This is a genomic window from Idiomarina seosinensis, assembly GCF_003987275.1.
GTDB lineage: Bacteria > Pseudomonadota > Gammaproteobacteria > Enterobacterales > Alteromonadaceae > Idiomarina > Idiomarina seosinensis.
In genome coordinates this window covers 85,419-97,526 of record NZ_PIQF01000004.1, presented here as the reverse complement: position 1 = coordinate 97,526, position 12,108 = coordinate 85,419, and the positions used below count along the sequence as shown (strand labels likewise).

General features: G+C 48.6%; 11 protein-coding genes. 5 read left to right on the top strand and 6 right to left on the bottom strand.

Annotated elements, in window-relative coordinates; translation table 11 throughout:
- Window positions 1-77: 77 nt before the first annotated feature.
- Window positions 78-794, bottom strand: a complete 717-nt coding sequence (locus CWI81_RS11370; protein ID WP_126785432.1) for an SDR family NAD(P)-dependent oxidoreductase — start codon at window positions 792-794, stop codon at window positions 78-80.
- A 72-nt stretch (window positions 795-866) separates the two neighbouring features.
- Here CWI81_RS11370 and CWI81_RS11365 point away from each other — a divergent pair, with 72 nt between their 5' ends.
- From CWI81_RS11365 to CWI81_RS11355, 3 genes are read left to right on the top strand one after another with little or no spacing between them, the layout of a single operon-like run.
- Complete coding sequence (locus tag CWI81_RS11365; RefSeq protein WP_126785431.1) at window positions 867-1,712, top strand: virulence factor BrkB family protein; 846 nt, start codon at window positions 867-869, stop codon at window positions 1,710-1,712.
- Between the two features lie 4 nt (window positions 1,713-1,716).
- The gene (gene dtd, locus CWI81_RS11360; RefSeq protein WP_126785430.1) at window positions 1,717-2,157 is read left to right on the top strand and encodes a D-aminoacyl-tRNA deacylase; all 441 of its coding nucleotides are present in this window, start codon (window positions 1,717-1,719) and stop codon (window positions 2,155-2,157) included.
- Complete coding sequence (locus tag CWI81_RS11355; RefSeq protein WP_126785429.1) at window positions 2,157-3,065, top strand: bifunctional GNAT family N-acetyltransferase/hotdog fold thioesterase; 909 nt, start codon at window positions 2,157-2,159, stop codon at window positions 3,063-3,065. The genes dtd and CWI81_RS11355 overlap by 1 nt, the downstream gene beginning before the upstream one ends.
- A 10-nt stretch (window positions 3,066-3,075) precedes the next feature.
- On the opposite strand, the gene hutH is transcribed toward CWI81_RS11355, so the two are convergent.
- Genes hutH through hutC form a run of 3 tightly spaced genes read right to left on the bottom strand, consistent with a single transcriptional unit; the run spans window position 3,076 to window position 7,027 of the window.
- Complete coding sequence (gene hutH / locus CWI81_RS11350; protein WP_126785428.1) at window positions 3,076-4,605, bottom strand: histidine ammonia-lyase; 1,530 nt, start codon at window positions 4,603-4,605, stop codon at window positions 3,076-3,078.
- A 9-nt stretch (window positions 4,606-4,614) separates the two neighbouring features.
- The gene (hutU, locus tag CWI81_RS11345) at window positions 4,615-6,291 is read right to left on the bottom strand and encodes a urocanate hydratase (RefSeq protein WP_126785427.1); all 1,677 of its coding nucleotides are present in this window, start codon (window positions 6,289-6,291) and stop codon (window positions 4,615-4,617) included.
- Window positions 6,292-6,307: 16 nt separating this feature from the next.
- A complete protein-coding gene (hutC, locus tag CWI81_RS11340) occupies window positions 6,308-7,027 on the bottom strand; it encodes a histidine utilization repressor (RefSeq protein ID WP_126785426.1) in 720 nt (239 codons plus the stop codon).
- A gap of 113 nt (window positions 7,028-7,140) precedes the next feature.
- Here hutC and hutI point away from each other — a divergent pair, with 113 nt between their 5' ends.
- Window positions 7,141-8,361, top strand: coding sequence for an imidazolonepropionase (hutI, locus tag CWI81_RS11335; RefSeq protein ID WP_126785583.1), 1,221 nt, complete (start codon window positions 7,141-7,143; stop codon window positions 8,359-8,361).
- Here the strand turns inward: hutI and CWI81_RS11330 are convergent.
- Together CWI81_RS11330 and rraA are read right to left on the bottom strand one after the other, a co-directional pair.
- The gene (locus tag CWI81_RS11330) at window positions 8,324-9,373 is read right to left on the bottom strand and encodes a formimidoylglutamase (protein ID WP_126785425.1); all 1,050 of its coding nucleotides are present in this window, start codon (window positions 9,371-9,373) and stop codon (window positions 8,324-8,326) included. The two genes, hutI and CWI81_RS11330, sit on opposite strands and share 38 nt — an antisense overlap.
- Window positions 9,370-9,855: a ribonuclease E activity regulator RraA gene (rraA, locus tag CWI81_RS11325; protein WP_126785582.1), complete on the bottom strand. Its 486-nt coding sequence runs from the start codon at window positions 9,853-9,855 to the stop codon at window positions 9,370-9,372. The genes CWI81_RS11330 and rraA overlap by 4 nt, the downstream gene beginning before the upstream one ends.
- A 176-nt stretch (window positions 9,856-10,031) precedes the next feature.
- Between rraA and CWI81_RS11320 the strand changes: the two genes are divergently transcribed.
- Window positions 10,032-12,107 (top strand): putative bifunctional diguanylate cyclase/phosphodiesterase, encoded by a 2,076-nt coding sequence (locus CWI81_RS11320; protein WP_126785424.1) that lies wholly within the window; start codon window positions 10,032-10,034, stop codon window positions 12,105-12,107.
- The last annotated feature ends 1 nt before the right edge of the window (window position 12,108 follow it).

Sequence of the window (12,108 nt, the reverse complement as noted above, 5' to 3'; positions counted from 1 at the left end):
TCTCCTCGGTCGCGTTCTTATCAATTTAGAACGAGTCGCGGCCTAAAAGCAACGCTGTCATCAAAAATAATGGTGCTTTAATAAGGCAAGCGCGTCCCATCCCAATGAAACAAACTGCCAGATTGTGCAGGCTCAAGTTCACGAATGACCGAGAGAATTCGCTCTGCAGACTGTTCAGCCGAATAAAGTTTATCCTTGGGGACACGTTTTTGAAACGGTTTTGACAGCCCAGTATCGGTGGTGCCTGGATGTATAGCTGCGACAATCAACTGTTTATGTGACCTTTTGAGCTCAATCGAAGCCGTTTTTAATAACATATTGAGTGCCGCCTTAGACGCTCTGTAGCTATACCATCCACCCAGATAGTTGTCCTCGATACTCCCTACTTTTGCCGATAACTGTACAAAAAAAGCCGCCTGTTTTTTATCAAAAAGGGTCTGGCAGTGTTTTAGAATGAGCAGAGGAGTTATCGCGTTAACATGAAACAGCTTTTCCAAATCCTCGGGGTTGATATCAGTCAGTTGCTTCTCGGGAAACGTACTGTCATCGTGCAGCATACCAACCGTCGAAATGACTCCGTCCAGTTGCCCGCCGGATTTTTTAAAGTCGCTAGCCCACTCAGCAAGAGTTGCGTCGCTGTAGTCGCCGACTGTCACATAGTTAACGCCAGCGAGCCTTTTAGAAACCGGCTTGCGCGATATCGCAATAATCTGTTGTTCAGGGTACGTCGCGTGTAACTTTTCGGTGAGCGCCAGCCCCAATCCTCCGGCGGCACCAAACACAACCATTGCCATGGCGATGAAACTCCAACATGATAAGATACGTTATAATACGCAACTGGGCTGCTTTTAGGTCAAGGTAGATATATGGATTGGCGTCAAGCAACGCATCATTCGGTAAAGTTTTTTAAGTACTTCGGGCAACGCTGCTCGGCGGATAAAATTAATATTACGGCTGGGCATTTAACTTACGTCAGTCTGCTGTCGTTGGTGCCTCTTATCGTGGTGATGTTTACCATCTTTTCTGCGTTTCCGGTATTTGAGCAGCTGCAACGCAACATAGAAGAAGCGTTAATCGCTAATTTGTTGCCAACCTCGGGGGAGCAGCTATCAAGTTATATTGACGAGTTTGTCGCGAACGCTTCTAAAATGACCGGTATTGGTATTGCCTTTTTATTCGTTGTCGCCGTGATGTTAATCTCGGCGATCGACTCCACTCTGAACAGTATTTGGCGCGATACGAGCAAGCGCCGGCTAACGGTTTCTCTCGCCATATACTGGATGATCCTGACCCTTGGCCCGGTGCTAATTGGCTCGGGCTTAGCAGCTACGTCTTACTTAATTTCACTCACTCAGTTTGCCGAAGAGTACATTTCAGGGGTTCGTAGTTTTGCCTTATGGCTTGTCCCGGTGATTACTAGCTTTATTGCATTCGTACTGTTGTACCAGTTAGTTCCTAACCGAACTGTCCGCTTCCGTCATGCGGCATTCGGCGCGGGTATAGCTGCTATTCTGTTCGAGCTGGGTAAACAGGTGTTCTCTCTGTACATCACCTACTTTCCAACCTATCAGGCAATCTATGGCGCATTAGCGACAATTCCTATCCTGTTGGTTTGGATTTATTTGTCCTGGACCATTGTGTTATCAGGAGCCGAACTTACCGTTAGCCTTGAAGAATACCAGTACCTACGCAAGAAAAAGCGAGCCGAATAGCCTTATGATTGGATTGATTCAACGAGTAACAAACGCAAAAGTCACCGTTGCACAAAACACAGTGGGTGAAATTAGCAGTGGCTTGCTGATTTTACTTGGGGTCGAGCATCAGGATACCGAAGCAGGAGCTCGTAAGTTAGCTGAACGCGTCGCTAATTACCGTATCTTTGCCGACGCCAACGATAAAATGAACCTCAGCCTACTCGATAAACGTTTATCGGCTCTGGTCGTCTCACAGTTCACGCTGGCCGCTGACACTCGCAAAGGTCGTCGTCCCAGTTTTTCGTGCGCAGCCACCCCCGACCAGGCGGAACAATTATATCTAACGTTTTGCAAGGAACTGGAACAATTAGGGGTGCCAGTAGCAACTGGCCAGTTTGGAGCCGACATGCAAGTCTCGCTGACCAATGATGGGCCCGTTACTTTCGAATTAAGGGTGGATTAATGTACAAAGTCATTACCCCTGAAACCGAGCAGCAACTGCAGAAATACTATCATTTACGCTGGCGGGTGCTGCGCGAGCCGTTTCAACGCCCTCTCGGGTCGGAGCAAGACGCTTATGACCAAGTCGGTCATCATCGTATGGTCATCAATGAAGCGGGCGAGGCGGTGGCTGTTGGCAGACTGCACTTTAATAGCCCGGAAGAAGCACAAATTAGGTTTATGGCTGTCGCTCCTGAATATCGGGGTGAAGGACACGGCGTTGCAATTATTTACGCGTTGGAGCTGGCGGCTCGCAACGATGGCGCGCAGCACGTAGTGATTAACTCCCGCGATAATACGATTGGCTTTTATAAAAAATGTGGTTACCAGGTTGCCGAAGAGGCCGATACCGTAAATAATCCGATGGCTGAACACCAATTGCGTAAGTCGTTTAGTGAAAAAAATCGCATTATCTATCGGCCCGAATGGTGTGCCGAACTGCAGCAGACCTGGCAACAAGAGATTCCTATATCTGACGCCATGGGCATTAAAATCCAGCAATATACGGGCCGCATGTTTGAGACCAGAGCCGTATTGTCACGCAATATTAATGTGCATGGCACCATGTTCGCAGGAAGCATTTACTCTCTGGGAACATTAACTTGTTGGGGGCTTTTGCATTTGCAGCTGCTGGAGAGAGGTTTGGATGGCTCAGTTGTATTAGGTGACGGCAATATTCATTATCATAAGCCAGTTACTCAAGAGCCACGCGGTATTGCGCGGCTGAGTGATGTAACGGGCGATTTCTCGGCGCTAAAAGAGGGCAAAAATGCCCGCTTAATGTTGAAGTCACAAATTTTAGATGACGAGCAGCCGGTAGCAGAGTTTACCGGCCGCTTCGTGATACTTGCTAACCGTGACAAAAAATAACCGAGTGGTTTTATGTTAGCGGTGTAAAGTCTGCCAACGTCATTCCCAGGGCTCCGCTTTTTATTAGCTGACTGGCAGCTTTGATATCCGGAGCGAAGTAACGATCCTCGGCGTAAAATGGCACAGCGTCACGCAAACACTGATAAGCTTGCTCTATCTTCTCAGATGCTTTTAACGGCCGCCTAAAATCGATTCCCTGAGCAGCTTCAAGCCATTCAATAGCAACAATGTCAGCAATATTATCAGCGATATCAGTTAGCCGCCGCGCAGCAAAAGTTGCCATCGACACGTGGTCTTCCTGGTTAGCAGACGTCGGAATGCTATCCACCGACGCCGGGTGCGCCAGACTTTTGTTTTCTGATGCAAGAGCCGCAGCCGTTACCTGTGCCATCATAAAGCCTGAATTGACACCGCCGTCATCGACCAAAAAGGGTGGTAAATTACTCAGATGTTTATCAATCAGCAGTGCGCCGCGGCGTTCAGAAATTGAACCTATTTCACTAGCTGCTATCGCAATAGCATCGGCAGCCAGAGCAACCGGTTCTGCATGAAAGTTACCACCCGACAAAATATCCTGCTCGTCACTAAACACCAGCGGGTTATCCGTTACACCATTGGCTTCCCGCTCCAAAATACCAGCGGCGTGTTTTAATTGATCATACACAGCGCCCATCACTTGCGGTTGGCAACGCAACGAGTAAGGATCCTGTACTTTTTCACAGTTCTCATGCTCTTGGGCGATTTCAGAGCTCTCAGTCAAAATATCACGGAAGGCAGCTGCAACTTGCTGTTGCCCCAGCTGACCGCGTACCTGATGAATACGAGCGTCGAACGGTGAGCGAGAGCCCATGGCGGCTTCGACCGACATAGCCCCTACATATAATGCACTATGGAAAACTCGTTCAATCTTGAATAGACCAGCCAGTGCCAGCGCCGTTGACGCTTGCGTCCCGTTCAATAAGGCCAGGCCCTCTTTAGGGGCAAGCTCAAACGGTTCCAGGCCGGCTTTTTTGAGCCCTTCTGTAGCCGGTAGAATTTCACCATTAACCCGGACCTCGCCCTCACCTAATAACGGCAATACCATATGCGCCAGTGGGGCTAAGTCGCCCGAGGCGCCTACCGAACCTTTACTCGGTACACAAGGGTAAACTTGATTATTTAATAACGCTACCAAGGCATTGATTAACTTTAACCGTACACCGGAAAAACCACGTGACAAGGAGTTTACTTTTAACAGCAGCATTAATCGAACAACGGAGTCACTCAGCAGCTCCCCGGTGCCTACCGAATGCGATAACACGATACGCCGCTGCAGGTCCGTTAAGCGTTCAGGTGGTATTCGAGTATTTGCCAGCAGTCCAAAGCCGGTATTAATACCATAGACAACCTGTCCCCGTTCCAGCACCTTCTGTACGGTCTCAGCCGACTTATCAATATCACTAATAGCCTGCTCACTTAACTCCAGCTGGGGTGCCGTGAAGTACCATTGGCGCAGCTCTTCCAGGCTTAGCTGACCTGGGTTTAATGGAAAACTACTCATAACAACTCCTTACTGGTTTTCCAACATGGGCAAATCCAGCCCCTGTTCTTGTGCACATTGTTTGGCAATATCGTAGCCGGCATCGGCATGCCGCATAACACCGGTTCCCGGGTCGTTCCAGAGCACGCGGCTAATCCGTTCACCCGCAGCCTCTGTGCCATCCGCTACAATCACAACACCGGCGTGCTGTGAGTAGCCCATGCCGACGCCGCCACCATGGTGCAGGCTAACCCAGGTTGCACCACCAGCAGTGTTTAATAGCGCATTTAATAGAGGCCAGTCGGAGACAGCATCGGAACCGTCCATCATACTTTCAGTTTCTCGGTTTGGACTGGCGACCGATCCGGAGTCTAAATGGTCGCGACCAATAACGACTGGAGCTTTTAACTCTCCAGTTTTCACCATGTCGTTAAAAGCCTTAGCAATTCGCGCTCGGTCTTTTAGGCCAATCCAGCAAATTCGCGCAGGTAAGCCCTGGAACGAAATCCGCTGCCTGGCCATATCCAGCCAGTTATGCAGGTGAGGATTATCCGGAATTAATTGTTTTACTTTTTCATCAGTTTTATAAATATCTTCGGGATCTCCAGACAATGCAACCCAGCGGAATGGACCAATTCCCTCACAGAATAACGGTCGAATGTAGGCAGGGACAAACCCGGGAAAGTCGAACGCATTATCGACACCAACATCTTTAGCCATTTGTCGAATATTATTACCGTAATCAAGCACAGCAGAACCTTGCTGCTGAAAATGCAACATAGCCCGCACTTGCACTGCCATTGACTGCTTAGCAGCGGCAACTGTTTCGTTAGGTTGCTCTTGTTGCTGCTGTCGATATTGACTCAGCGTCCAGCCCTGCGGCAGATAGCCATGTAATGGATCGTGAGCAGAAGTTTGATCAGTAACGACATCCGGTACAATGCCACGTTTTTGCAATTCAGCGTATACATCAGCCGCGTTACCCAATAAACCGACCGAGGTCGCTGTACCGGCTGCTTTAGCCTCATCAAGCAGTTGCAGAGCTTGGTCAAGATCCGTCGCCTTGTGGTCGACATAACCGGTGCGCTGGCGAAAGTCTATGCGTGTTTCATCGCACTCAACGGCCAGCATTGAAAAACCCGCCATGGTTGCTGCCAACGGTTGCGCGCCGCCCATGCCGCCTAAACCACCCGTTAACACCCACTTGCCACTGGCGTTACCATCAAAGTGCTGACGTGACACCGCACCAAATGTTTCATAAGTGCCTTGCACTATCCCTTGCGAGCCAATATAAATCCACGATCCTGCCGTCATTTGGCCGTACATCATCAGGCCTTTTTTATCCAGCTCATTAAAGTGGTCCCAGTTAGCCCATTCTGGCACCAGGTTAGAGTTAGCAATAAGAACTCGCGGCGCGTCTTCGTGGGTCGGGAACACTCCGACTGGCTTACCGGACTGAATAAGTAATGACTGATTCGGCTGTAGTCGTTCCAGCGTCTCAATTATTTTGTCGTAACATGGCCAATTACGCGCAGCACGACCGATACCGCCATAAACCACCAAGGCCTGCGGATGCTCAGCCACCTCATCATCAAGGTTGTTCATGAGCATTCGTTTAGCAGCTTCTATTTGCCAGTTTGCGGTAGTCAGTTGAGTACCATGGTCTGCCTTGATTTTACGTGATTTATCCAGTCGCTGATGAGTCATTACTATCTCCTTATTACTACACTACCTGAGAACTACTTCCGGCAAAATTTAAGTGGCCGCCCAGCTTAAAACGAGAGCCTGGGTGCGTCAGTAACGCATAGCTAACAACACCACCAGAGCTCCAGGTCCGACGAATAATGCGCAAGCAGGGTTCATGCCGATCGACAGACAGGAACTGGCAAACCGAGGTAATGGGCATTATCGCCTCAATTTGGTGACTAGCTTCAGTTAGGGGCGTGACCACACATAGATATTCATGGGGCGTCACTTTAGTGAAATCCTGCTTAAGATAATCAGGTACCAATTCGGGGTTTACATAACGTTCTTCTAATTGCACCGGCACATCATTCTCATAGTGCGTTATAGTTGAGTGCAATACGGTCGATCCGGGCGCTAAAGCTAAAGCCTCGGCAACCTGACTAGAGGCGTCCTGCACTCTTAGATGATGAACTTTCGCCCGGTAATCATTTCCGCGACTACGAATTTCATCTGCTATGTTACGGATGGCCATAAACGAGGTTTGTGACTTGATTGGCGCAACAAAGGTTCCCGAGCCTTGTGTGCGGATAACCAATCCCTCATCGGCCAGCTCCTGAAGCGCACGACGGGCAGTCATACGACTCACAGAAAATTGCTGCGCCAAGGCGTTTTCAGAGCTAACCGGGTGATTTTCGGGCCATTCGCCCGACTCAATCTTTTGATAAATATGTTGCTTAATGCTTGAGAACTTAGCCATGGTACTGTCCACTGTTGCCGACCCTCTATGAGTGTAGAACAAACAGATTGTCTATACAAGACAGCTTGGCGTTGCTATGCTTAAGTTATCACTTGAGAAACCGAATAATGACCATGCAACGAATTGAAAACATCAGGCTGGCCACAATGGCTGAGGAAGACTCAGGCTACGGCATTATCGATGATGCAGTCGTCATAATTGAGGGGAAGAAAATATACTGGGCAGGCCCTGAACACCAAGCGCCGGCAACCGCGGCAACCGATGTTTTTGATGGTCAGGGGCAACTGCTGAGCCCGGCTTTGATCGACTGTCACACGCATTTAGTCTGGGCTGGCTCTCGGGCTAATGAGTTCTCACAGCGCTTACACGGTAAAAGTTATGCCGAGATTGCGGAAGCCGGCGGTGGTATTGCGAGTACCGTAACATCCACTCGACAAGCCTCTTTTGAAGAACTGTTACAACTCACCGAGAAGCGTGCAAAAGCCTTGATTTCGCAAGGTGTTGGCACGGTCGAGATAAAGTCAGGTTACGGTCTTGACTTAAATAACGAACGTAAACAACTGCGGGTAGCCAGAGAAATTGCAGCCCGTCTGCCAATAACAGTAAAAACAACACTGTTGGCAGCGCACGCGTTACCACCTGAGTTTAAAGATAACGCCGACGGATATATTGACGAAATTGTTAATACTATTCTGCCGACGCTGGCAGATGAAGGCTTAGTCGATGCAGTCGACGCCTTTTGCGAAAACATTGGCTTTACTCCCGCGCAAACCGAAAGAGTCTTTCAGGCCGCACAGCAATTAAACTTACCGATAAAACTTCACGCCGAACAGATTACTAATCAAAACGGCGCAGCACTGGCGGCACGCTACCAAGCTTTATCGGCAGATCATTTAGAGCAACTGGATGAGGCTGGGGTAAAAGCTATGGCAACGGCCGGGACGGTCGCAGTACTATTGCCAGGGGCTTTTTATTTTTTACGCGATACTCAAATACCGCCCATCGACTTGTTGCGGCAGTACGGCGTGCCAATCGCGTTAGCCACTGATGCTAATCCAGGCTCATCACCTATTCATAATTTGCCACTAATGCTGCAAATGGGGGCTACTCTATTTCGTTTGACGCCAGAAGAGTGCCTACGAGGGGTAACAGTCAATGCTGCCAAGGCACTCGGCATCGAAACTAATATGGGTCAGGTTAAGGAGGGCATGACGGCCAATCTGGCTCTTTGGGATATTCAGGATCCGGCAGAGCTCACGTATCAGTTTGGGGTTAACCCACTGACTCAACTTTGGCTTAACGGCGACGTTCACGCCCATGCAGATACGCGGTAGTCAGTTCACATAAAACTTGACCGGTTTGCTTTAAACCTTCCTCGAAGCCGGTGCTTGAGAGTGCCGGCGCCGCCTCAGCCAAATGCAAATAGCGTGTCTCTGTCACTTCTGCTAAGCGTTTAACAAACTGAAACCCATGCGCCAGCGATAAACCACTGTAATTTATTGCGCTGGCCGGAACCCCCGTTAGCGCATCAACATCTAACTCAATACCTAGTGGCCGTTGCCACGAGTCCGCTTTCGCCACAACCTCATCCATCACTTCGCTGAAGGAACGTTCGAACAAACGGTGTAGAGAGTGATAGCGCATTCCAGCATCGTTTAACTGACGCAGACTACTAGCAGAGTTTTTACCAGGATGCAGACCGACTACATGATAATACTCAAGCGCACCATCCATATACGCGTAACTAAAGCCATTGCCGCTATGACGGCCTTCCATTGCTCGAAAGTCGGCGTGCGGGTCAAGGTTAACGGCTGCCACCGGCTGTTCACTAAATTGGTACAAAGAGGTTAGCAGCGGATAGGCATTATTGTGTCCGCCACCAATCAAAATAACATCATACCCTTGCTGAAATAGCGGCTGAATAACTTGTGAGACTCTCGCATCAACTTGTGAACATAGAGCTCTAAGTTCCGCTAGCTGATGCTTATCGGACACGTCAAGCGCCTCACTTTGTTGCATCAAATCGGTGCAATCGACAGCACCGACAAGCAGCAACTCATGACTCGAAAGAAGGCCGGTTTTTTGCAAGTTCAAAAAGCTTTGTAAAAATGCCTGCCAGCCACCTTCAGCACCTGGGCGACCTAAGTTGGCCTTAACGCCAATACTCTCCGGGACACCGACGATTGCAACCCGTTGCCCCTCTTGCCATGCATCGGCAAGGCTTTGCTGGTAACTGCCCTTGACGTCCAGACAACGTATGGCTTGCCCTATTTTTGTTTCGTGTTCACGAACTTTAACCCAGGCTGCAGCATCCACCAGTTGTAAAAACGAAACGTCACTCATCATTCAATATCAAGCGGCTCTGGAGAGAGGATAACGCCGGTGCTATCCACGTAGATGTGGTCTTCCGGCAAAAAGGTTACACCACCAAAGTTAACCGGAATATCAACTTCACCAGTGCCTTCGCTAGTAGCTGCGACCGGGATAGAGGCAACCCCTAAGATACCAATATCAAGTTCTTCGAGTGCATCGACATCGCGCACTGAACCGTAACAAACAATGCCTTCCCAATCGTTATCAAATGCCTGTTCTGCAATCGCTAAATCAATTAACGCGCGTCTGACCGAGCCGCCTCCGTCAATTAATAAGACTTTGCCACCACCATCTTGGTTTAGTGTTTCCTCAATCAGGCCTTTATCTTCGTAACTCTTGATAATGACTAGCTGACCACCAAATGACGTGCGCCCACCATAATTTTCGAACATAGGTTCGACGACGTCGACCATATCCGGATAAAGATCACACAGTTCTGAGGTATTGTATTCCATGGCTTTGTCCACGCTGTAGGAAGAGACTATCAGTGAGTATAACGGTTCTTGCGTCATTCAAAAACCTAAATCAAGATTTGTCGTCAATTAACTCCAATTGACGTAATCAATACTTGAATTATAACGGCTAACCACATTACTCTAGGAAAGAAATAACAATAATTATAAAAGATGACATGCCGACTCTCGATTTGATCACCGGTTTGGCGATCGAAACCATTACTCACTTTGTACAAACGCTGCTACTCATTGGCTTTGCGGCTTTACTGCGTTTTTACTTTGTATCCTACGACCGTGTCTACCTTAGATACTGGTCTTTTGCGTGCTTATCTTACGGCGGCAGTGAGCTACTTCGAGTCTGTCTGGCGGCTATGGCAATGAACAGCCCTGAGCAATCTATTAGTTGGGCTGCGATAACGCAAAGCGCCGCTTTAACGCTGCAATACCTGGCTATCATCTATGTTGCAATCGGCTCCGCCGATGCTATGAAACAACAGGTTCCTAAACGTATTTGGCGTAACATCGGTTACTTTTTTGCGCTATTCGCCGGTATCGGCTCGTTTTTCTGGGTAACACCGAGCATTTCTTTTGCAATGAGTGGTACCAGCGACGGTGTTATGCGCTTTCTGATACCTGCCATAATGTTTCTCGCTATTGGGTTACCGATGTGGTTGCGTGTCAAAGAAGGGATTGGCCCGCGACTTGTCGCCTTCGGGTTTTTATTTGTTGCCATTAAAAACTTTCTCGTCGTGCTCGCCAAGTTAACCTTAATACCACCAGCACTAGACTGGGTTGTAAGCGTGCAGCCCGTATTTACCATTATCTTCCTGGCGATAGTGATGATCGGTATCATCATTTGGTTGCTAGAATCGGAGCGCAGCACCTCCATTCGGGCAATGCAACGAGCCGAATATTTGCATACTCATGATGCCCTCACCGGTGTCTCAAACCGTCCGCAGCTGGTTTCAAAAATACCACTGCTGATTGATTTTTGCCGTTCCAACAACCGCCATCTTACGGTTTGCTTAATTGGAATTTCACGATTCAAATCAATCAACGAAAGTTTTGGCATCAAAGGCGGCGATCAGGTGTTAAAAGAAGTTGCTCGAAGGCTGCAACACTTTAATAAAACACCTATCGCGGTAGCTCGCATCAGTGGTGATGTCTTTGCGGTTTTATTCGACCATTTAAAAAGTCGGCAATTGATACGCGATTTAGGCCTGGAATTACAAGAAACCCTTAACGAGCCCATGGAAATAGGGGAGAAGTCGATAACAATTGCTGTCGGCATCGGTATCTCGCGTTATCCGCAGCATGGCACTAATGCTGAAATACTGCTAAATAAGGCAACCATTGCCCTTACCGAATCGAAGAAATTGCACCAAACGGAGGTGGTTTTCTTTGAACGCGGAATGGACGATATGTTTGCTCAGTTAATGGATATGGAGCCAGTACTAAAACGCGCTTTTAAAGAAGACCAGTTCGTTCTGTACTTGCAGCCTCAGTTTGACTTCGATCATCAACAGTTGTGCGGTTTCGAAGCTTTGATTCGCTGGCAACACCCTGAGCGCGGTTTGCTTGCACCCGCTGAGTTTCTACCCTACATAGAGCAACTGGGTTTGACTGAAACCTTAGATACCTGGGTTTTGGAAAAGACAGCCTCAATCCTGCGAAAATGGGAGCAGCAGTTTGCGCACTGCTGGCCCATCGCTGTAAACCTGTCTGCGCAACAGTTCCAGCACTTTCAATTGATCGATCAATTACAAAGTTTGATCAGAAAATATCAAATCACCCCAGGTAGCCTTGAGCTTGAAATTACAGAGACTATAGCCATGTCGGATCTACATAACGGCATGAGTGTTATCAACAAATTACGCACGCTTGGGTTTACGGTGGCCATCGACGACTTTGGTACGGGTCACTCGTCACTCGCCTATTTGCGTTCACTTCCGATTAGCAAGATAAAAATCGATCGCAGCTTTGTCAGTGAACTGCAGCAGAACCGTACTGACGCCACTATTCTTAAAGCCATGATTCGTCTGGCACACGGCTTGGGTAAACGAGTTATCGCAGAGGGGATAGAAACAGACGATCAGCAGAACATTCTGCAGCAGCTCGGTTGCGATATGATGCAAGGCTATTTCTATTCGCCACCAATGCGTATTGAGTTTGCAGAACAGATGATAGAGTCGGAATTAGAGGCTGGGAGAGAGCCACTGCGCGATTCTTTAGCAGCGACCACCCCAGCTTAGC